14 protein-coding genes are annotated in these 21,927 nt (G+C 74.4%); 10 read left to right on the forward strand and 4 right to left on the reverse strand.

Annotated features, from left to right (window positions below):
* Positions 1 to 14 precede the first annotated feature (14 nt).
* A complete protein-coding gene (locus J7I97_RS39620; RefSeq protein WP_285441168.1) occupies positions 15 to 1,601 on the reverse strand; it encodes a helix-turn-helix domain-containing protein in 1,587 nt (528 codons plus the stop codon).
* A 271-nt stretch (positions 1,602 to 1,872) separates the two neighbouring features.
* Between J7I97_RS39620 and J7I97_RS21840 the strand changes: the two genes are divergently transcribed.
* Positions 1,873 to 2,052, forward strand: coding sequence for a hypothetical protein (locus J7I97_RS21840; protein ID WP_214937474.1), 180 nt, complete (start codon positions 1,873 to 1,875; stop codon positions 2,050 to 2,052).
* A gap of 19 nt (positions 2,053 to 2,071) precedes the next feature.
* Here the strand turns inward: J7I97_RS21840 and J7I97_RS38730 are convergent, their stop codons facing one another.
* Positions 2,072 to 6,166: a BTAD domain-containing putative transcriptional regulator gene (locus J7I97_RS38730; protein WP_251059050.1), complete on the reverse strand. Its 4,095-nt coding sequence runs from the start codon at positions 6,164 to 6,166 to the stop codon at positions 2,072 to 2,074.
* Positions 6,167 to 6,470: 304 nt separating this feature from the next.
* On the opposite strand from J7I97_RS38730, the gene J7I97_RS21855 reads away from it, so the two are divergent.
* The 9 genes from J7I97_RS21855 to J7I97_RS21895 all read left to right on the forward strand — a co-directional run bounded on the left by J7I97_RS21855 (position 6,471) and on the right by J7I97_RS21895 (position 19,665).
* The gene (locus J7I97_RS21855; RefSeq protein WP_214937476.1) at positions 6,471 to 6,806 is read left to right on the forward strand and encodes a nuclear transport factor 2 family protein; all 336 of its coding nucleotides are present in this window, start codon (positions 6,471 to 6,473) and stop codon (positions 6,804 to 6,806) included.
* A 371-nt stretch (positions 6,807 to 7,177) separates the two neighbouring features.
* Entirely contained in the window at positions 7,178 to 8,101 is a 924-nt protein-coding gene (locus J7I97_RS21860) for a hypothetical protein (RefSeq protein WP_214937477.1), read from the forward strand.
* The gene (locus J7I97_RS21865; protein ID WP_214937480.1) at positions 8,098 to 8,766 is read left to right on the forward strand and encodes an O-methyltransferase; all 669 of its coding nucleotides are present in this window, start codon (positions 8,098 to 8,100) and stop codon (positions 8,764 to 8,766) included. The genes J7I97_RS21860 and J7I97_RS21865 overlap by 4 nt, the downstream gene beginning before the upstream one ends.
* A gap of 129 nt (positions 8,767 to 8,895) precedes the next feature.
* Positions 8,896 to 10,185, forward strand: coding sequence for an alpha/beta hydrolase (locus J7I97_RS21870; protein WP_214937482.1), 1,290 nt, complete (start codon positions 8,896 to 8,898; stop codon positions 10,183 to 10,185).
* Positions 10,186 to 10,191: 6 nt separating this feature from the next.
* On the forward strand, positions 10,192 to 12,237 hold the full coding sequence (locus J7I97_RS21875; protein ID WP_214937484.1) for a caspase family protein: 2,046 nt from the start codon (positions 10,192 to 10,194) through the stop codon (positions 12,235 to 12,237).
* Positions 12,238 to 12,282: 45 nt separating this feature from the next.
* On the forward strand, positions 12,283 to 13,449 hold the full coding sequence (locus tag J7I97_RS21880; RefSeq protein WP_251049589.1) for a MoxR family ATPase: 1,167 nt from the start codon (positions 12,283 to 12,285) through the stop codon (positions 13,447 to 13,449).
* Positions 13,446 to 17,513, forward strand: coding sequence for a pentapeptide repeat-containing protein (locus tag J7I97_RS39625; RefSeq protein WP_214937486.1), 4,068 nt, complete (start codon positions 13,446 to 13,448; stop codon positions 17,511 to 17,513). The genes J7I97_RS21880 and J7I97_RS39625 overlap by 4 nt, the downstream gene beginning before the upstream one ends.
* Before the next feature lie 72 nt (positions 17,514 to 17,585).
* Positions 17,586 to 18,317, forward strand: a complete 732-nt coding sequence (locus J7I97_RS21890; RefSeq protein WP_214937488.1) for a tyrosine-protein phosphatase — start codon at positions 17,586 to 17,588, stop codon at positions 18,315 to 18,317.
* Positions 18,318 to 18,450: 133 nt separating this feature from the next.
* Entirely contained in the window at positions 18,451 to 19,665 is a 1,215-nt protein-coding gene (locus J7I97_RS21895; protein ID WP_214937490.1) for a beta-ketoacyl synthase, read from the forward strand.
* A 75-nt stretch (positions 19,666 to 19,740) separates the two neighbouring features.
* Here J7I97_RS21895 and J7I97_RS21900 read toward each other — a convergent pair whose 3' ends face one another.
* Positions 19,741 to 20,520 carry a hypothetical protein gene (locus tag J7I97_RS21900; protein WP_214937492.1) on the reverse strand — a complete coding sequence of 260 codons (780 nt, stop codon included), beginning with the start codon at positions 20,518 to 20,520 and terminating at the stop codon, positions 19,741 to 19,743.
* Entirely contained in the window at positions 20,520 to 21,803 is a 1,284-nt protein-coding gene (locus J7I97_RS21905) for a VWA domain-containing protein (RefSeq protein ID WP_214937494.1), read from the reverse strand. The genes J7I97_RS21900 and J7I97_RS21905 overlap by 1 nt, the downstream gene beginning before the upstream one ends.
* Between the last annotated feature and the right edge of the window lie 124 nt (positions 21,804 to 21,927).

Consider the following 21,927-nt stretch of genomic DNA (forward strand, 5'->3'; position numbering starts at 1 on the left):
CACTCCGGAAGCAGTTATCGGGCGGCAATTGCCGCTGTGTGCAGTGCAGTTCGGCCCGCGGCCCGGTAGGCAGCAGCGGCCCGGACCAGGCCCAGCACCCGGAAGCGGGAGCTGCCGCCTTCGTGTGCGGCCCGGACGGTGCCGCTGATCAGCAGCTCGCGCAGCATGCGGCCGCACTGCGGCAGGCCGAGACCGGTCAACGCGGTGATGTCGGCGAGCTCGAAGGACTCCCCGGCGCGCTCGTCGCAGAGCGCGGCCAGCAGCTCCCGGGCCTCGGCCGGCAGCCGGTCCAGCCGGTCGTACAGCGCCCCGCGGAAACGCTCGGCGCCGGATCCCCCCCCGAGGTGGTCGAGCAGGGCGACCGGGTCCCCGTCGAGGCTGTGGCACAGGGCGTCCAGATCGCACACCACCAGCCAGGACGCGGCGGCGGCCAGCGCCCCCGGATGCCCGTCCAGCCGGCGGCAGATCCACGCCGCCCGTTCCAGGTCGGCGGGGCCCGGGCTGAACTCGGGGCGCACCCGGCGGACATGGTCGAGGAACACCCGTACGGCCGGGGCCGCCGGATCGGCCGGGGCGGTGTGCGAGCCGACACCCTCGGCCGGTACCTCCAGGGGGGACAGCAGGAAGATCCGCTCGCCGGGTATCTCCCACGGCTGATCGGAGGTGACCAGCAGCCGCAGCCCCGGGCAGGTGCGCAGCAGCCCGGTCAGCCGGTCGAACCGGGGCGGCCCGGCCGGGGTGCCGTCGAGCACGAGCACGGCGGGCTGCTCGGCGAGCAGTTCGGCGAGCCCCCCGACCCCGGCCTCCCGGGGGTCCCCCTTGCCGGTGCCGGCGTGCCTCGGGCCGGTGCCGGGGTCCCTCGGGCCGGTGCCGGCGTCCCTCGGGCCGGTGCTGGGGTGCCCCCGGCCGGGCTCGGCGTCCTCCCGGCCGGTGCCGGCGTCCCTCTGGCCGGTGCCGGGGTGCCCCCGGCCGGGCTCGGCGTCCTCCCGGCCGCCCCCGGTGTCCCCCCGGTCCTGTGCGCCGGGGAACAGGCCGGCTGCAGCGGCCGCCACCCTGGCCGCCAACTCCACCTCACCGGAGGCGAGATAGTCGGCTGCCGCCCCGGGAAAGGCGTGCCACAGCACGGGCATCCCGGTCCCGTGCAGCCGCTCGGCGACCTCCAGCGCCAGCCGTGTCTTGCCCACCCCGGTCAGCCCCACCACATGGACCAGCCGCTCCGCACCCGAAGCGAGCTCCCGTTCCAGCGCGGCCGCCTCGGCGGCCCGCCCGACCATCGCGTGCAGCGCGGTCGGCGGCGCCGGCGGCTCCGCCCACCCCGGGCCGGTGGCCCGGCCCTGCTGCGCGGCCGCCTCCAGCGCGGCGCGGGCTCTCGGACCCAGCCGCAGCGCGTCGGCCATCAACCGCACCGTGTCGGGGCGGGGCCGTCTCGCCTTGCCCTGCTCCAGATCGCGGATGGCCCGCACGCTGATCGTCGAAAGGTCGGCCAACTCCCGCTGGGTGAGCCCGATACGGAGCCGGTGGGCCCGTATCAGTGCTCCCACCTGGGAGGTTTCCGGCAGAGGGGCGGTGTGCACGGCCAGGCTGTTCACATGAGCAGTCATTTAGCGCTCCCGGCGAGGGTGGTGGGGAACGGCTGGGCCTGGGGTGATTGCGGCCCGGTTCCTGTTCCTCATCGTCGGCAGCGCGCTATCGCGTCGGCATCACCCGGCGAACCGGGCCGGGCGGAAGGTCCTATCCCCGGCTATCGCCCGCCCGTGATAGCGCGGGGATAGGGGCGGGGCCGGTCCGGGGATTCCCGCTGTTCCTAACGTGAGGTCCAGAACGAAGGAAGCGCCCCGGAAAGCCGGAGCGCACCGACGAAGGGACCCCGACATGAGCATCGCCCACGCCCTCCGCGCCGCCCTCGTCACCGCCGCCATCGCCGGGGCCGCCGTGCTCGGCACCCAGGTCGCCCAGGCCGACGGCCCGGTCGCCCCCACCACCACGGGCACCACCGCCCCCCAGTCCACCCCGGCGCCGAGCACCTCCACCGACACCAACCCGTGGGACTGACCCCGCAGCCGGACGGCCGTCAGACCCCGGCGGCGGTCTCCGCCCCCGGTGCGCGCACCGCCGCGTCCGGGCGGGACATGTCACGGGCCTCGGGCCGGGACACCTCGCGGGCCTCCGGTCGGGACGTGTCACGAACCTCCGGCCGGGACGCCTCGCGGGCCTCCGGCAGCCGGGCGCCCAACATCCGCTCCGCCTCCGCCAGTTCGGGCTCCATCCGCCGGTCGCGGAAGGCCCGTACCGCGGTCTCCAGCAGCTCCCGGGAGCGGGAGCGCTCACCGCTGCCGCCGCTCGCCGCCAGCAGCCGCGCCAGGTCCAGCCGTACCAGCGCGGCCCCGCCCTGGTCCATGATCTGCTCCCGCACCGACAGCGCCTGGGCGTAGAAGCCCCGGGCCGCCTCGCCCCGCCCCATCTCGGCGTGCGCGTGCCCCAGGTCCCGCAGCAGATGGCCCTCGCCGATGATGTCCCCGCTGTCCCGGCACAGCTCCAGCACCTCGGTGAACGTCTGTACCGCACGCTCGTGTTCACCCTGGCCCTGTTGCAGCTGCCCCGCCCGCCGCAGGGTGCGGGCCTGGCCGCCCGTGTACCCGACCGAGCGGTAGATTCCGAGGGCCTCGTCCAGCCGGCTCTGTGCGACCGAGGTCTGTCCGCGCCGCATCCAGATGTGCGCGCTCTGCGTCAGGACGATGGCCCGGCCCACCACGTCACCGACCTCGTCGAAATCCCGCAGCGCCCGGTCGTACAGGACGAGAGCCTGGTCCTCGCTGCCCCGCATCCGCTCCAGCAGCGCCAGGTCGCGGTGGCACAGCGCCAGCCCCTGCCGGTCGCCCAGTTCCTGGAACAGGGCGAGGGCCGAGGACAGCGCCGAACGGGACTCGTCATGCTGGCTGCGGCCGAGGTAGAGCACCCCGAGCGAGCTGAGCAGGGCCGCCGTGCCCCGGGTGTTGCCGGCCGACCGTACGCAGTCCAGGGCGAGTTGGTGCGTACGCTCCCAGTCGTCGAAGTAGCCGCGCCCCTCGAACAGGGTCGCCAGGGTCGTGGCCAGATCCCAGCACAGCTCGTCCATCCGCTCCCGGGCCGCGTGCTCGACGGCCTGGACCAGATTCGCGTGCTCGCTGTCGAGCCACTCCAGCGGGTCCACCAGCAGCTCGTCCACGCAGGCGGCCGGCGGCTGCCAGCGCGGTGCGGTGCCGTGCAGCACGGTGAAGTCGCCGCCGTAGATACGCCGGTGGGCCTGCTCGGCCAGGGACAGCCAGCCGCCCATCATCCGGCCGAGCGCCGCCGACTGGGCGGCCGGCTCGTCGTGCGCGGCGAGCTGCTCCCGCGCGAAGACCCGGATGATCTCGTGGAAGCGGTACCGGAACCCGCCCGTGGACTCCACCCCGACGACATCCAGCATCTGTACGTCGACCAGCGGTTCGAGGAGGTCGGACGGGAAGGGGCGCTGGTCGTCGAGCAGGGCCCCGGCCAGCCAGCCCGGCAGCGTCGGACCCTGCGCGAGGCTCAGCAGCCGCAGCAGCCGGCGGTCCTCCGGGGCGAGCCCGTCGTGGGTGAGGGAGAGGCTGGCCCGCATGGTCATCTCACCGTGGGTCAGCTCGTCGAGGCGGTGCCGTTCGTTGGCGAGGCGGTGCACCATCGAGGCCAGCGTCCAGTGCGGGCGGGCGGCCAGCCGGGCCGCGACGATCCGCAGGGCGAGCGGCAGCCCTCCCACGGTCCGGACCAACGCCTCGGCCGCCACCCCCTCGCGCTCGATCCGGTCCGCCCCGATTACCCGGGCCAGCAGTTCCAGCGCGTGCCCGGTGCCCATGACGTCGAGCTCGACCCGGTGCGCGCCGGGCAGCCCGGTGAGCCGGACCCGGCTGGTGACGAGCACGGCGCAGGTGTTGCTGCCGGGCAGCAGCGGCCGGATCTGGCTCTCGGAGGCGGCGTCGTCGAGCACCACCAGGACGCGGCGGGACGCGAGGAGCGTGCGGTACATCTCGGCGCGCTCGTCCTGCGACTCCGGGATCACCGGCCCGGGAATACCGAGGGCCCGCAGGAACCGGCCGAGCACCTCGGCGGAGGTGGCGGGCGTTCCCGTTCCCCGCAGGTCGCAGTACAACTGCCCGTCGGGGAAGGCGGTTTCGCTGAGCCGGTGCGCGATGTGGGTGGCGAGGGTGGACTTGCCGGTGCCCGGCTTGCCCACGATCACCGCGAGCCCGACGGCCCGCCGGCCGCCTTCACCGAGCAGGGTGCGTTCGATCCCGGTGATCCGCGCCTCGTCTCCGACGAAGTCGGAGGTGTCGGCGGGCAGCTGCCGCGGGATCTCCTCCCTGTACCCCTCCGCAGCCCGCGCCGCCCCCTGCCCGGGCTGTACGGGGAAGTGGCCGCCCCCGCCCCCCTGCCCGACCTGCGCCCCGCCGACCCAGGCCGGAGCCCCGTCGCGGCGTGCGCCGCCATCCGCGGTACCGCTCCGCGGGCGGTCCCCCTGGCCGGGGAGCGGCCCTCCGTCCCAGACCGGGACACCCGGGTGCCCCCCGGTATACCCGCCGCCGGACCCCTGCCCTCCGCCCGAGCCCCCACCGACGTTCGCGCCGTTGGCGGTATGCCCCCCGGGGTGGGCCCCGGCGGCCCCCGGGCCGGGGTAACCGCCGCCGGGCGCGTGTCCGCCGGCCGACCCCGGTCCGGCGTAACCGCCGTCGGGCGTATGCCCCCCGGGGTGAGCTCCGGCGGCCCCCGGGCCGGGGTAGCTGCTGCCGGGCGCGTCTCCGCCGGCCGATCCCGGTCCGGTGTAACCGTTGTCGGGCGTGTGCGCCCCGGGGTGGGCCCCGGCGGTCGCCGGGCCTGGGTAACCCTCGCCGGGCGCGTGCGCCCCGGGGTGGGCTCCGGCGGTCGCCGGGCCGGTGTAGCTGCCGCCGGGCGCGTGTCCGCCGGAGGACCCCGGTCCGGTGTAGCCGCCGTCAGGAGTGCGGGCCCCGGGGTGGGCCCCGGCAGGCCCTGGACCGGCGTACGCGCCGCCAGGCGTGTGCCCCCCGGCCGAGCCCGGAGCGGGGTACCCGCCGTCGGGCATGTGCCCTCCGGCCGACCCGGTTCCGGTGTACCCGCCAGTGGGTGTGTTCGGCAGGTCGGTGAACGTGCCTGTGGGGGCGCCCGTGAACGCACCGCCCGGCGGGCCGACGTATCCCGGGGCCGCCGGGCCGGGGAACAGGCCGCCGTCGGCGGGGCCCCGAGGGTGGTCCGGCCCCGCGCCCCCGGGCGGGAACGCCCCCCCGGGACGGGCGATGAATCTGCCCCCCGGTCTGCCTGCGTAGGTACCGCCCGACGGGCCGTCGTACCCCCCGCCCCTCCCCCCGGAGGGAACGTCGCCCGAGAGAATGGCCGATTCCAGGCGCCTCAGCTCGCCGCCAGGCTCCAGGCCGAGCTCCTCGATCATCAGCTCGCGCCCGACCCGGTAGCTCTCCAGCGCCTCCGCCTGGCGCCCCGAGCGGTACAGCGCCAGCATCAGCTGCCCGCGCAGCCGTTCCCGCAGCGGGTGGACCCGTACCAGCAGCTGGATCTCACCCACCAGCTGGTGGTGGCGTCCCAGGTCGAGCTCCAGATCGATCCGGGCCTCAGCCGCCGTGAGCCGTTCCTCGTCCAGCTGGAGCGCCTTGCTCCGCAGGGTCTCGCTGGACACCCCGCTCAGGCAGTCCCCCTGCCACAACTCACCCGCCGCACGCAGCAGTTCCGCCGCCTCCGCCAGGTCACCCTGCTTGCCCACCACCCGCGCGTCCGTGACCCGGCGGGAGAACACCGCCGCATCGACGAGGTCGCCCTCCGTCTTGAGGACGTACCCCGGCGGCCGCGTGGTGATGGCGGCGGCGATCTCCGCCTTCGTGAAGAGCTTGCGCAGCCGCGACACGCAGATCTGCACCTGCGTCCGGGCGGTGTCGGGCGGTTCGTCGTCCCAGATCAGATCGACCAGGTAGTCGGTGCTGACCACCCGGTTCGCCTCAAGGAGCAGCGCGGCGAGGATGACCTCCTGCCGGCCCGGCGGAATCCGTACCGGCCCGCCCTGGCCGGTTACCTGTAAGGGTCCGAGGATCCGGAAAACCACCGTGTCCGGGGTGTGCGGAACCCCGCCGGGCGAAACGGTCATGAGTCTCCCAGCTGGAGGCACGCCTGAATGTGGATGGAGGAGCGCGGGGGTCAGTCTTCCCGAACAACTCTCCGGTTGTCCATGGTGTGGAGATTTCGTGGCGGTGAACCGGTGATGGCTGATTTCGGCCCCTCTGTGCCCTCCCCGCTCCCTCCCCGCGTCCTTCCCGCGTCGCGCCCAGCGCCTCCCCGCGGCGTGCCCGAGCCGCCCGGTGATAGGGCGGGGATAGCCCCGAGTTGCGCCTTCGGCGCACGGTGGACCTGCCGCCACCTGCACGGGGGGCGGCAGGTACGAAAGGACTCCCATGACCCCTGGGCACGCCAGGCGGGTCCCGCCCAGCCCCGTCGTCACCGGCTCCGGCGTCGACCACGTGCGCCTCGCCTACGACTACCTCGACGCCGGCGACCTGGACGGTTACGGCTCCCTCCTGCACTCCGGCGGCGCCCTCGGCGCCGACCTGGAACACCCCCGCGCCCCCGGCACCCGCCACCACATCGTCCGCATCGTCGCCGACGGGGACTGCGTGGTCGCCATCGGCCATCTCGCCCCGCAACAGCAGGAGTTCGTCGACGTCTTCACCCTCTCCGCCGAGGGCATGCTGCGCGCCTGCCGCCGCTACTACGGCACCGCGCCCTTCTGACCGGTCAACGGCCGCGTCAAGGCGGCGCCACGGCTCCGTTTCCCAACCGGCCGCACGATCGTTGATGGCGCAGGGTGACCCCGGGCGTTCGGGGCCCCGCGGCCCACACGGGCCCACACGCAGGCACCCGAAACCGCAGGGACTGAGAGATGCGCCTCGACTCCGCCCGAGTACGTGTGGCCACGCCCCCCGGCGCGGACGCCCGCGCGGACGCCAGTGACGGCAGTACGGATGTCCGTGCGGATGTCTCTGCGGATGTCCGTAACCGTGCGCGTACGGATACGCCTACGGATACGCCTACGGATACCCGCGAAGATGCCCGGCCGGACGCCGGTACCGCCGTTCCCGCGCATCCACCGCTGGTGCTGCCCATGCCCGGTCAGGAGCAGGCCGACTGCGGCCACAAGGGCTGCGAGGAGCGGCTGCGCGGCGAGCTCGCCGCCCTGCGTGAGACCCTCACCGGGAATCCGCCCGCCGCCTACCGCGCCCCGGCCGGTGAGGCCGACCGGGCCCGGCACCGCTGGCTCACCGGCCACCAGGCGGCCCTCCCCGTGGCGCAGCTCCTGACGGCGGCCCTGCACGCCCTGGCCGCGGCCCCCGAGGAGGCGGCCGGGCGGCTGATCACCTGGGCGGTGGCCCTGTACGACGTCGACTCCGTGCTGTCCCTGTACTCCGGCAGCTGCCCGCCCGCGCTGTACGGATCCCTCGTGCGGCCCCCCGCGATGGCCGCGCACCCCGCCCTCAGCGGTGAGTGGGCCCGCGACCACGCCCCCGTACCGCAGGCCCTGCGCGCGGCCCAGGACCGGCACCGGGCGGCGCCCGCGCGGGACCAGTTGACCCGCGCCGTCAAGGACAACCTGCGGGTGCGCATGGCGGTGGCCCGCAGGCTCGTACCCGAGGGGGCGGCGTCCCTGCTCCAGCACACCGGCCGATGTCCGGGGCACGAGCCGACCGAGGCCGAACAGGACCTCTATGACGTCCACTTCCAGGTGCAGCGGCGGCCCGTGTGCCGTTCCGTGTGCCGGGCGCAGCTGGTCGGGCTGCTGGGCCGGTGCGTGGCCGACATCGGCGCGTACGGCCTGGGCCCGGTCCCGGACGGCGCCCCCGAGCGCTTCGGGCGGGAGGCGCTCGCCCGCCTGGTGGCCGTGGCCGTGTGCGAGGGGCCGCCCGCGTTCGCCTCCCAGATCCCGCAGCCCCCGAGCCGGACGAGCCCGAATCCGACCCTGAGCCCGAATCCGACCCTGAGCCCGAAGCCGACCCCGACCCCCACCCCTCCGAAGGGACGCAAGGCATGAGCAGGTCCGAGGACGACGTGAAGACCGTGCCGCTCACCCGCGAGGTGTACGCGTACCTGGTCGCCCAGGCCGAACCGCCGAGCCCGGTGCAGGAGCAGCTGGTCGCCCGCACCCGCACGCTCGGCGGCCCGGCCCAGATGCGGATCCCGCACGAGCAGGCGGTGTTCCTGACCATGCTCGGCAAGCTCCTCGGCGCCCGCCGGATCGTCGAGGTCGGCACGTTCACCGGCTACTCCACCCTGGCGCTGGCCGAGGGCCTGGTCCCCGGCGGTCGGTTGTTGACCTGCGACATCTCCGAGGAGTGGACCTCCATCGCCCAGGAGGCGTGGAAGGAGGCCGGGGTCGCCGACCGGATCGAGCTGAAGATCGCCCCCGCCCTGGAGACCCTCCGCGCGCTCCCGCCCGAGCCGGTGATCGACCTGGTCTTCCTGGACGCCGACAAGCCCGGCTACCAGGCCTACTGGGACCAGCTCGTGCCGCGCGTCCGCCCCGGCGGGCTGCTCCTCGCCGACAACGTCCTGTATGGCGGCGAGGCGGTCCGTGCCGACGCCGAGGGCAACGCCCTCGCCATCCGGGAGTTCAACGCGCACGTGCGCTCCGACGACCGGGTGGAGTCCGTCCTGCTGCCGATCGCGGACGGCCTGACGCTCGCCCGCAAGCGCTGAGCGATCTCCCACGGACGCCGCCCCCGGCGATCCCCCGTAGAAGCTGAACTCGCCGTTCCACGCCCTTCGTCACGCCGTCGGCGCTATCGTGCCGGGCGGGGGAGAGCCTACGAGGGGGGCGGGGCGGCAATGCGGTTTCTGTTTGTCCACGGCACGGGGGTGCGGCGCGAGCGGCACGACACGCTGTTCGCACTGGTCCGGGACCGGCTGACGGCCAGGTTCCCCGACGCGGCCGTCGACTCCTGCTTCTGGGGGGACCGGTTCGGGGCGAGCCTCAGCGCCGGCGGCCGGTCCGTACCCGGGCTGCGCCCGCTGGACGCACCCCTGGACGCACCCCTGGACGCCGCACCCGACGCCCCCGGTGCGGCGGACGCCGAGACCGCCGAGTGGGCCCTGCTGCTCGCCGACCCGCTGTGCGAACTGCGGGTGCTCGCCGAGGCGGGCTGGGACACCGGCACCGGCCGGGGCGGCGACGACGACGGCGACGGCGACGAGTTCGCGATGCCGGGAGTACAGCCCGCCGGGGTCCGGGTACTGGACCTGCTCGCCGGGCTGCCCTCCACGCCGGCCGACGGGGACGAGCTGGCCTCCCTGCTGCACGGCACCGGCCTCGCCGCCGGTTTCCCCGCCGCCCTGGAGAGCACCGCCCGCTCCGCCGAGGCCGCCCGGGCCGGCGCCCGCGCCGCCGGGGAACCGCAGGCCCGCGAGCTGGCCACCGCCCTCGCCCGGGCCGTGACCGCCGCCGCCCTCGCCACCGCCGGAGCCGACGCCGACTGCACCGGTACCGAACGGGACCGCCTGTGCGAGCTGCTCACCACCCGGCTCGGCGGCGACGCCCGGGTGCCCGGGGCCCGCGCGGCCGCCGTCCTGGGCCGGCTGGCCATGCGCGTCACCACCCAGCCGCTGCTCAACGCCTGGCGCGGCTCCCTCACCGTCGGCGCCACGCCCGCGCTCGGCGACATCCTGCGCTACCAGGCCCGGGGCGCGGACCTGCGGGAGTTCCTGCACACGCGGATCACCGCCGAGCCGGGGCCGACCGTACTCATCGGCCACAGCCTCGGCGGGATCGCCCTCGTGGACCTCCTGGCCCTCGGCGCCGCCCGGGGCGAGCCCGTCCCCGGCGCCGAACTGCTGGTCACCGTAGGCTCGCAGGCGCCGTTCCTCTACGAGCTCGGCGCGCTCACCGCACTCGCCCCGGGCGCGAAGCTCCCGTACGGCTTCCCCCGCTGGCTCAACGTCTACGACCGCCAGGACGTGCTCGCCTACCTCGCCGGGCCCGTCTTCCCCGGCGACCCGCGCGTCACCGACCACGAGATTGGCAGCCGGCAGCCGTTCCCGGCCTGTCACAGCGCCTACTGGAAACAGAAGTCCCTCTACGAGCGGATCGAACAGGCGGTGGCGGAAGCGGAGATCGGGTGAGATCGGGTGACTCCCCCAGACCACCTGCCCCCGACCCTCGGACCCCGGCGCACCTTCGCGCTCGTCGCCGGGGTGGAGAGCTACGCCATCAGCCACCGCTGGAACCTGCGCGGCCCCGCACGGGACGCCCTGCGGTTCGCGCAATGGCTCACCGGGCCGGGGCAGGTGCCGGCCGGCCACGTACGGCTGCTGCTGTCCCCGCTCGACGACCCGGACACGCTCGACTGGGAAGCCTCGCCGGGCCTGGCCGCGCTGAGATCGACGTACCGCCCCGCGACCGAGGGGAACGTGAAGGCGGCGCTGCTGGACGAACTCCCGCAGTGTGACGGCGACTTACTGTGGATCTTCTGGGCCGGACACGGCTACCTCGGGGAGCGCCAGGAGCTGATGCTGCCCTGCGCCGACGCCAGCCCCGGCCAGATCCGGCACCTCAACCTCGACTCCGCGCTGCGCTGGTGGCGCACCGACCTGGTCAAACACCGGCGCTTCCCGCTCCAGGCGGCCCTGGTGGACGCCTGCCGCGTCGACGCGCCGCGCGACAGCAGATGGAACTTCGGGAACACCGACTACGGGGGCGGCTCCACCGTCCCCGGGCGGCGGCAGTTCCGGCTGTACGCCTCCCGTGAGGGCGAGGCCGCGCAGAACGACGCCGAGCGCGGCGCCGGACGGTTCACCGAAGCCCTGCTCGGCCAGCTCGGGCAGCGGTCGGTCCGGGAGGGCGTCACCGGCCTCGCCGACGCCGCCCGGACCATCCACCACGGCTTCCAGGAGCTCCGCGAGCGCGGCGAGGGCTGGCAGCTGCCGCAGTTCGTCGTGGACCGGGACTGGGACGCCTGCTCCTTCCTCGACGAGGACCCGCCCGGGGTCTCCTTGCCGCGCGCGGCCCGGCTCGACCAGACCGCCTGGGACGGGCTCGGCAGCCTCTTCGAGGGCCGTGACCTGCCGCGCTGCGCGTACGAGGCCTACGCCTGGGCGTTCAAGGCGGCAGGCTGTACGACTCCGGTGCAAGGCGGCCTGCCGGGGGAGACCCTGCTCGATGTGGTCCAGGACCTGGACGAGCGGCAGGGCGGCCGGAGCGGGCTGCCGCTCACGGTGCCCTTCGTACGCTTCCTCGCAGAGCGGGCCGCACCGGGCGACGCGGTCTGGGCGGCCCGGCTGCGGGGCTGGGTACGGGGGACGCAGCAGCGGCTCGGGCTGCCCGCGGTGCCTCCGCCGCCGCCACCGGCGCCCAAGACCTCCCTGCACATCCGGCTGGAGGCGCCACCGGGCGGGGAGAACGGGTTCCTGGCCAGGATATGGCTGCGCCGCGAAGGGACCCGGCACATCTGGGAGTCGGAGGGAAATCCGATCCGGCTGGAAGCGGTGCGTGCCGAGCTGGTCCGCCAACTGGCTCTCGTGTCACGGATGCTGGATCCGGCATCCGATGCCGACGCCGGGCAGCCGTACGCCGCGGTGGAGCGGATCGAGTTCCACGTCCCGTACGAGCTGCTGGACGCCGACTTCGACCAGTGGCCGGTGCCGCGCGGCCCGGCCGGGCGCACCCGCCCCCTCGGGCTGATTTACGAGGTGGTGGTGCGCTGCCCGCAGGAGCGGGAGGACACCCGGGCCGAATGGCGGGTCAAGTGGCGCTGGATCTGCGCCCAGGGCGGCCGGCATGCCGACGCGGTACGGGTCGTGGCGGACGCGGAGGTCACCGACGCGCTCGGGATGGAGTTGGGGACGGGGCCGGCGCCCGCCTGCGTCCTCGGGCACACCTCGGCCGTGCACACCGGCGGGCTGCTGGAGGCCGTGCTCGAAGGGGGCGTCCCGGTGGCAGTGTGGCGGCGCGGCGCCGGGGGCGTGACGGCCGGCGGACTCCTGGAGCTGCTGGCGCCGGACGACTGTCCCGAACCCGGTGCGATCAACGTCCTCGCGCTGCCCGCCCGGGTGCGGGAGGTGCGCCGGGCGGCGGCCGCCGCGGCCCGGCCCGGTCAACTGGCGGAGGGGGGAGACCGGTTGGTGCTCTTGTGGGACGATCCCGACGACACGCTCACCCTCCGGTCCCTGGCCTGACGCCCCCTGGTCCCCCTACCCGAATCCCGAACGACGCGACACCCGATGATGGAGGCAGAGGCAGTGGTGAAGGACTGGTGGGTGTACCACGGCACCGGCGGCGGCGCGGATCGCCGCGCCCGGCTGGTGGCCGGACCACCGCCGCCCTGGCGGGACTTCAAGGGCACCCCGGACCCGGGGTACGAGCCGCCCGGGTGCGCGGGGCCGGCCTGGGAGCGCACCTGGCGGCGGGGCGAAGGGTACGTCCCCGACGAGCCGGAGAAGGACGTCGTCAACACGGCACTGCATCTGCGCAGGCCGCTGCTGATCACCGGCAAGCCGGGCGTCGGCAAGTCCACGCTCGCGTACAGCATCGCGGTGGACCTGGAGCTGGGACCCGTACTGCACTGGCCGATCACCAGCCGGACGGTGCTGCGGGACGGGCTCTACCTGTACGACGCCATCGGGCGGCTGCAGGAGGCGGGGCTGGAGCAGTTGCGGACACCGGGTGCGGCGGCGAGCGCGACGGCTGGGATCGCCGCGGCGAGCGCCGGCGGAGTCACCGGGGTGGCGGCCGCCGGGGTGGCCGGGGCGGCTGCCGGGGTGGCCCCGGTCGCTATCGCGGCCGCCCCGGCCGCGCCCCCGTCGATCTCCCGCTATCTGCGGCTCGGCCCGCTCGGCACCGCCCTGCTGCCGCAGGACCGCCCCCGGGTCCTGCTCGTGGACGAGATCGACAAGAGCGACATCGACCTCCCCGGCGACCTCCTGACCGTCTTCGAGGACGGCGGCTTCGTGATCCCCGAACTCGCCCGGCTCGCCAAGGAGGACCCGACCGTCGCCATCGGCACCGACGACAGCCCCGACGCCGCCGTACGGATCACCGAAGGCCGGGTCCAGTGCCGGTACTTCCCCATCGTCGTCCTCACCAGCAACGGCGAACGGGACTTCCCGCCCGCCTTCCTGCGCCGCTGCGTCCGCCTCCACCTGGAGCCGCCGGGACCTGACAAGCTCGCCCGCATCGTCCGCCGCCGGCTCGGCGTCGACATCGAGGGCAACTCGGAATACCGGGAACTCGTCCTGAGCTTCCTCGACCGCGCCGAGGACGGGGACCTGGCGACCGACCAGCTGCTCAACGCCATCCAGCTGCGCCTCGCCGGAGCCTGGTCGGCCCCCGCGGACCGCGACCGCTTCCTCGCCACCGTGATGCAGCACCTGACCGGGCCCATCGCGTGATCGAGAAGCTGCTCGCCGCCTTCGCCGAAGGCGCCGACGACAGCGGCCTGCGCCCCGGCATCGGGGCGCAGGAACTCGCCGACATCCTGTGGCTGGCCGCCCGCGTCGACCCGGCCGCCCGGCCCCCGCGCGCCGATCCGGCTCCGGGCCCACCGGCGGAGCCGCCGACCGGCCCGGCCGAACCACCGCGTCCCGAGGACCCGTTACCCCGGGGGCCGGCCGCCGCCGGGGAGCCGCCCGTCCAGCTCTTCCCCGCATCCGTACGCGACCGCGCGGGCAAGGACACCGACCCGGCCGGCGGACGCCGCGGCGTACCGCTGCGGCTGCCCCGCGCCGCCTCCCTCGACGACCCGCTCGCCCTGATGCGCTCCCTGCGTCCCGTCGGCCGGCGCTCCATCGGGGGTCCGGGCGAAGAGCTGGACGAGCAGCTCACCGTGGAACGCAGCATCGAGCGGATGGTGCCGACCCCGGTGCTGCGCCCGGCCGAGAGCCGCTGGCTGGACCTGGCACTGGTGGTCGACACCCACCACTCCATGCTCCTGTGGTCCGACCTGGTCGAAGAGCTGCGCGGGGTGCTGACCCGCAGCGGCGTCTTCCGCGACGTGCGCACCTGGCAGCTGACCGGCACCGGATCCGGGGCCACCCCGATGGTCACCCGCGGCCGCGGCGGGCCGCCCCGCAACCCCCTGGAGCTGGCCGACCCGGCGGGCCGGCGCCTGATCCTCGTGGTCTCCGACACCGTCGCGGGCGGCTGGCGGGAGGCGCCGTTGCAGGGCGTGCTCCGGCACTGGTGCGCCCACAACTCGGTCGCCGTGCTCAACGTACTGCCCGAGCGGCTCTGGACGCGCGGCGCCGTCCGGCCCGTGCCGTTCGCCGTCCGCGCGGACCGGCCGGCTACGGCCACCCGCTCCTGGCTGCAGGTCCCGGCGGCGCGGCGGGCACGCGGGGGCGGGCCGGTGGTCCCGGTGGTCGGGATCGCGTCGGGGAGCCTGGCCCGGCTGGTGCGGGTGGTCTCGGGGGACGGGCGCTGGCGCCGGCTGGCCTGCCTGCGGCTGGACGCGGAGGCGGCGCACGGCGGCGGGCCGCCCCGCGGCCCCGTGCGGGGTCCTCTGCGCGACGCGCTACGTGATCCCGTGCCGGCCGGTGGTACCGCCCTGGAGGTGGTGGAACGCTTCCGCGCGGGCGCCTCCCCGACCGCCCAGCAGCTCGCCGCCCACCTGGCCGCCGTACCGCTGACCCTGCCCGTGATGACGCTCGTCCGGCGGTCCCTGCTGCGCGACTCGGAGCACGGCCACCTGGCCGAGGTAGCCCTGGGCGGGCTCTTCGCTCCCTGGGGCGCCGAACAGGCCGCCGACGAGGCCGAGTTCGAGTTCCTGCCCGGCGTACGGGAAGCCCTGCTCGGCTCCCAGCTGCGCGGGGACGTGGCCGCGGTACGGGAGCTGGTGCGCCGCAAGGTCTGGGAGTTCATGTCCCGCCACCGCGGCACCGGCCCCGACTTCTCCGTGATCCGGTTCACCACCGGGAAGGAGGGCCGCCGCAAGGTACCCGAGCAGGCCATGCCGTTCGCGACGCAGCCGGTCGCGGATCCGGGGCTGCGCGAGCGCCTGGTACGGGTCCGGTTCGAGCCGATGGCCGAGCCCCAGGAGGTCGGCACGCTGCTGACCCCGCGGCTGGTGCTGACGGTCGGGGACGTCCAGCAGGCGCACACCGCCGTCGCCTGGGTACGGGCCGGGGAGCACGAGGTCCGCTGCCGCCCCGTGTGGTGGGACGACGCGACGCCCCGGGTGTTCGTGCTGCTGGCGGGGGAGGACCTGGTGGACCCACGGACCCTGCCGGAGCTGACCTGGGCGGCGGAGCCGGACGGACCGGGGCGCGCCCACGTCGACGGCTTCACGGACCAGGGGGAGCCGATCGCACTCACCGGCGAGGTGATCCCGTACGCGGGCGCCCGCAACGGGGAACTCGTCGGCCTCTCCTCGGTCCCGGAAGGCTGGACCCACTACGGGGGCGCCCCGGTGTCCCGCGACGGGGAGCTGGTCGGCGTCGTGCACAGCGTCTGGCCGGACCGGATGGTGTTCCTGTCGGGCCACGCGCTGGTCGAACAGTCCTCGTTCCGCGGGGTTCTGGCAGCCCAGCGAGGGGAACGACAGCCGTCCGGTGCGACGCGCCCCGTCGTGGACCCGGGGGCATCGGTCTGCCTGGCACTGCATGCCGAATTCGGCCCGATGACGACCGGTAGTCCCCCCAGCGAGCGACTCATTTCGCTCGTGACGCGGCTCCTGGGGGAAACCGCGGTGACTGGCCCGGCGAGCGTCAAGGAGGACGGGAAGCGGGCACTCGTCGTCGTGCAGGCACCGGGCGCCCTGGGCAAGGCCGGCCGGCTGCTCGCCGAACTGCCCCGGGCCATGGAGTCCGAGGCCCGCGGCGGGTCGCACACCACTCTCGCCGTGGCCGTGGGCGCCGGGGAGATCGCCGTCGTCGACGCCCAGGACGCCTTCACCGTTCCGGCGGTGGACGACGCCTTCCAGCTGGCCGGTCGCATTCAGGACGCGCAGTGGCCGCAGTGGCCGGTGGCCGGCGGATCTCTCGTCCTTGCCGTGTCCGACGCCCTGTACGGGGCGCTCGGCGATCTGCTCGGCCCGACCGTGCTCCGTACGCTGGAGCCGGTGCGGGAGGGTGGGGACGGCTCGGTGGCCTCCGGGAGTCTGGCGGGCTGGGTGTGCACCGGTGACCCCGGCGAGCTGGGGCAGGCCGTGACGGAGGCCGAGGGGCTGAGGTACGGGGAGGTGGACTGGCCGTGCTGCGCCTTCGGTGTACCGGCGAACGGCATGCCCGCGTGTATCGGCGTACAACTCCCCGGCAGCGCCTACTGCCTTGCGCACCAGACCCCTGCGGGAGAGGAGGCGTATCTCGGGACACTCGGGCCGGGGGCGTCGGTGGACTTGCGGGGGACCACCTTCGCGGATGGCCTGCTGACGCGGTTGCTCGACGCGGTACGGGACCCGGTGAGTGGGCGCGTGACGCTGGGCTCGGGATTCTTCGACCGTGCGCAGTTCAAGGACGACTGGAGCACGGAGGATGCCGAGTTCTCGGGCGATGTCTCCTTCCAGCGCGCCGTGTTCGGCGGCCGGGCACTGTTCGGCAACACCGACTTCACCGGGCTGACCTCCTTCCACGGGGCCGTCTTCCGCAACGGCGGTGTGTTCGACCGCAGCCGGTTCCACCGTCCGGCCGCCTTCCGCCGGGCGCTCTTCGTCGGCCCTGCGGGGTTCACGGGCGCCGAGTTCCGTGAGGACGTCTCCTTCAGGCTGGCGCTACTGGAGTCCTCGGCGGACCTGAACCGGGTGCGGGCCGAGGGAGGGGCCGACTTCACCCATGCGACCTTCGGCGGCCTGACCGGGCTCACCGAGGCCGTGTTCCTCGGGCGCGCGGACTTCACGGCCTCGACGTGGGAGCGGGACCTGGTGTCCACCGGCGCCCGTTTCGAGGACCAGGCGGACTTCGGCCACGCCACGTTCTGCGGGAAGATGGTCATGGAGAACGCCGTCTTCGAGGGCTCGGCCAATTTCCCGTCCGCCTCGTTCCAGTCCCGGGTCTCCTTCGGGGCCACCCGTTTCAAGTACCCGGTGGACTTCAACCACGCCCGATTCGACGGCCCGGCCGCCTTCGAGGGGACACATTGCGGGGAGAGCGCACGGTTCGCATACGCTGCCTTCAGTGACCGGCTGCTGTGGCGCGACGCGCGCTTCGTGGGGCTGGCCGCCTTCCGCCACTCGGCCTTCCACGGGCAGGTGCGCTTCGAGGGCGTGCAGTTCGGGTCCGGCATCGATTTCGACCACTGCGCGTTCCACGGCCCCGTGGAGTTCCTGAACCCACAATTCCAGGCCGCGGCCACCTTCCGGAATGCCGCCTTCTCCGGGCCGGCCGAGTTCGCCCGAGCCACCGTCGCCTCCGGCGTCGACCTTCCGAACGTGGGCGCGCCCGGCCGCTGGCACGTCGACGAGAGGCCGGCCGGCTTCTGGCACATCCGGCTGTTCGACCCCGAGGACTCGGCGACCGGGTAACGCATGCTGGGGGTGAGCAGTTGACGGCATTCCCCGTTGACGGCATCCCCCGACCGAACGGAAGACACCGGCATGACCAGCCGCCACATCACCTTCGAGCGCCTCCACAACTTCCGCGACATGGGCGGCTACCGCGCCGCCGACGGCCGCACCGTCGCCTGGGGCACGCTCTACCGGGCCGATTCCCTCGGCAAGCTCCAGGGCGCCGACTGGGAGCGCTTCCTCGCGCTGGACATACGTACCGTCATCGACCTCCGCTACCCCTGGGAGGCCGATGCCAAGGGCAGGGTCCCGGAGGCGGACCGGTTCACGTACGCCAACCTCAGCATCGAACACCGGCCCTACGACCAAGCCGAGATCGACCCCGACACCGACCCCTGGCGCTACCTCGCCGACCGCTTCGCCGAGGTGACCGAGGACGGGGTCGAGGAGATCCGCCGGGCCATCGAGCTCATCGCCGCCGACCCCGGCCCCACGGTGTTCCACTGCACCTCGGGCAAGGACCGCACCGGGCTCATCGCGGCCCTCGTCCTGACCCTCCTGGACGTCCCCGAGGAGGAGATCCTGGCGGACTTCGCCCTCACCGAGCTGGCCACCGCCCGCCTCACCGCCGACTGGCACGCGGCCAACCCGGGCCGCACCCTGCGCTGGCCCTCGTACGGGCGGGCCCCGGCGGCCGTCCTGTCCCTGGTCCTCGCCGACCTGAAGGCCCGCTACGGCTCCGCGGCCGGGTACCTCACCACCCGTGTCGGCATCACCCCCGCCACGGTGGACCGCCTCCGAACGCGCCTCCTGACCCCCTGATTTGTCGCACCCCCACAAACCTCGGCGGCCGAAACGGTGGCCACGTGCCGTGACGGGCCCTCTGAATGCTGTCAGGATCTTTACAAGATCACGTTTGGTCTTGTCTGAAGTCCACACAGCTCGGGAGGCTGAGATGGCCGACAACGGTCAGGTGCTGGTGACGGGTGCCGGGGCGATGACGCCGGTGGGCTCCGATGCGCGGGCGTCCTGGGCGGGGTTGCTGGCCGGGGAGTCCGGGGTGCGATTCCTCGACGAGGAGTGGTCCGCGGACGTGCCCGTGCATGTGGCGGCCGGACTCCCGGTGGACCCGGCGTCACTGCTGCCGCGGACCGAGGCCAGGAAGCTGGACCGGGGCGAGCAGCTCGCGATACTCAGCGCCCGCGAGGCCTGGCGGGACGCCGGCGCGCCGCAGGTCGAGCCGGAACGGCTGGCCGTGGTCATCGGCACCGGCACCGGCGGCGTCCTCACCACGCTGGGCCAGGACGACGTGTTCGAGCGCAGCGGAATGCGCCGGCTGTCGCCGTTCGCCGTCCCGATGCTGATGCCGAACGGCCCGGCCGCCTGGGTGAGCATGGACCTGGGTGCGAAGGGCGGCGCCAGGACGACGGTCAGCGCCTGCGCGTCGGGAGCCGAGGCGCTCGCCCTCGGCCAGGACCTGATCCGGGCCGGACGGGTGGACGTGGTCGTCGCCGGGGGTGTGGAGGCGTGCCTGCACCCCTTCACCATCGCCGCGTTCGCCCAGATGAAGGCGCTGTCGACGGCCTCCGAGAGCCCGGAGTCGGTGTCGCGCCCGTTCGACGTCAAACGGTCCGGCTTCGTCATGGGCGAGGGCGCGGCGATGATGGTGCTGGAGCGCCCCGAATTCGCCCGGGCCCGGGGCGCGCGCACCTACGGCGCACTCGCGGGCAGCGCGGTGAGTTCGAGCGCCCAGCACATCACGGCCTCCGATGCGGACGGCCAGGTCTTCGCCATCCAACAGGCCCTGCGCGACGCCGATGTGGACCCGCGGGACATCGGTGTCGTCCACGCCCACGCGACCTCCACGGAATCCGGTGACGTGGCGGAGGCGGAGGCGATCGCCCGCGCCGTCGGGACCCACGCGGCGGTCACCGCGACCAAGTCGATGACCGGCCACATGATGGGCGCCTCCGGGGCGTTCGGCGCGCTGGCCGCCGTACTCGCGCTCCGGGACGGCGTGGTCCCGGCGACGCGCAACCTCGACGAGCTCGACCCGCGCATCGACCTGGACGTCGTGCGGGGCGAGAACCGCCGGGGCGAATGGTCGGCCGCCCTGGCCAACTCCTTCGGCTTCGGCGGCCACAACGTCAGCCTCGTCTTCACGAGGTGACGGCGCCCGCCGCCGAGGGGGTGGGAGCGGTCCCGGCGTCCGGCGCCGACCCGCTCCCACCCGTTGTCCGGGCGGTCAGGCCCCGGGCACGCGCGAGGGGCGGCCCGTGCCGCGGGTGAGCCGGTAGCCGCCGATGCCGGCGAGGGTCGCGAGCAGTCCGCCGGCCGCTGTCCAGATCCAGCGGTCCGACCACCAGCCGCCGGACCAGCCGCCTTCCGGCTCCCCGGCGACCGCCGGCTTCGGTGCGGTCAGCGGCGCGGCGAGGGCGCCGTCCACCGCGACCGCGCCCCCGATCTCCTTCGACCGGGCCTGCACCTGCGCCCGTACCGGCAGACCGAGGTCCTCCGGGGCCACGTCGAGGACCGTCAGGCGTACGTAGTAACTGCCCGGCAGCGGGTCGTTGGCCCAGGTGTCCGCCCCGGCCCGGACCGTCCGCAGGGTGCAGGACAGCTCGACCGAGCCGGCTTCCTTCGCAGCCGCCCTGGTCTGCATGCCGTACATGCAGGCCTGGCGGCGGCGAAGCCCGTCGTACACGTCGAGCCGCCAGGTAGAGGCGCCGTGCCGGGAGACCGACGGCGGCAGCTTCACCGTCGCGTCGACGGTGGCCCGCGCTCCCGCGTCCAGGGGGAGCACCCAGTAGAGGTAGTCACCGGTGGAGGCGTCGGCCGTACCCTGCTGGCCCGGCTGGAGCGCCGTGGCGGTACGGAAGGTGGTGCCGGCCTCGGTCGGCCCGGCCGCCTTGCCGCTCGGACTCGGCGACGGGCCGGCCGCGACGGCCGCGACCGCCGCGCCCGCCCCGGCGAACAGGCCGGCACCGGCCAGCGCGAGGGCGGTCAGTGTGCGTACGGTACGCATCAGTTGGTCCTCCAGACCGAGATACGCCAGCGCGAGACCCAGCCCCACACCAGACCCGCCAGGAACCCGGCGAGCACCAGCACGGCCAGCAGCCACCAGCCGCGGCCGAGGCCGAAGGCGGCCACGTCGGACGCCTCGTCGGGCGCGTCCACCAGGTCGACGGTCAGCTCCAGGGGCAGGCCCGGGGCGGTCTTGACCGAGGGCCCCGCCGAGAAGGAGTTGCTGACCTGGAGGCAGACGGTCTCCGCCGCCGGCTTGCCGTCCCCGTCGTCGGCGGCGTCGTCGTCGGCCCGGGCCTTCGGGTAGCGCAGGCCGGTGGAGATCATGTCGGTCCGGCCGTCGCCCGCCTCCGAACCGCGGACGATCTCCCGCCCGTGCGTGGTCGTCGCGCGCAGCATGACGCCGTAGTCGTTGTTGACGGCGCGGTCGGCGGCGATGCTCACCGAGGCGCGCAGCTCCTGGCCGGGCTTGACGTCCACCCGGTACCAGCGGTGCTCACCGAAGGTCTCGCGGTCGCTGTACAGGCCCGCCCCCAACTGCGGGGCCCCTTCGCACTGCTTGGCTCCGTCGGTCGCCACGGGATTCACCACGGGCGTCGCGGCCCGGTCCACCAATTGCCGCACGCGCCCCGACAGTTCGGCGGTGTGCTGGACGGAGGTGTAGGTGCCGCCAGTGGCCTCGGCGATGCAGAGCAGCTGGTTGCGCGTCTTGGCGTCCGGGACGAGCCCGAGGGTGTCGATGACCAGGTGGATGCCCTTGGCCGCGATGTCCCGCGCCACTTCGCAGGGGTCGAGCGGGGCGCAGGTGTCCTCGCCGTCGGTGATGAGCACGATCCGCCGGGTGGCGTCGCCGCCCTTCAGGTCATCGGCGGCCCCCAGCAGGGCCGGCCCGATGGGGGTCCAGCCGGTGGGCGCCAGGGTCGCCACCGCCGTCTTCGCCTCGGTCCGGTCGAGCTTGCCGACCGGGTAGAGCTGCCTGGTGTCCTTGCAGCCGAGCTGCCGGTCGTCACCGGGATAGTTGGCGCCGAGGGTGCGTATGCCGAGCTGCACCTCGTCCGGTGTGGCGTCCAGCACTTCGTTGAACGCCTGCTTCGCCGCCGCCATACGGGACTTGCCGTCGATGTCGGTCGCCCGCATCGATCCGCTGACGTCCAGCACCAGCTCGACCTTGGGGGATTCCTTCGCCGCGGGCTCCCCGGCGGCGGCATTCGCCGGGAACAGCCCGACGGCCAGTACGGCGAACAGCCCGCCCGCCCCGGCCGCCAACCATCTTCTTGTGATCATCGCCGGATCGTATTGAGGATCACCCCCCAAACCAAACCGCCCGGGTGACCGGGGCGGGTCTGTCAACCGTCCCACTGCAACGGGGAAGAGGTGCCTGCCGCGCGTGTGGCCACTGCTACTGTGC

The sequence above is a fragment of the Streptomyces sp. ISL-87 genome (assembly GCF_018614095.1).
Taxonomy (GTDB): domain Bacteria; phylum Actinomycetota; class Actinomycetes; order Streptomycetales; family Streptomycetaceae; genus Streptomyces.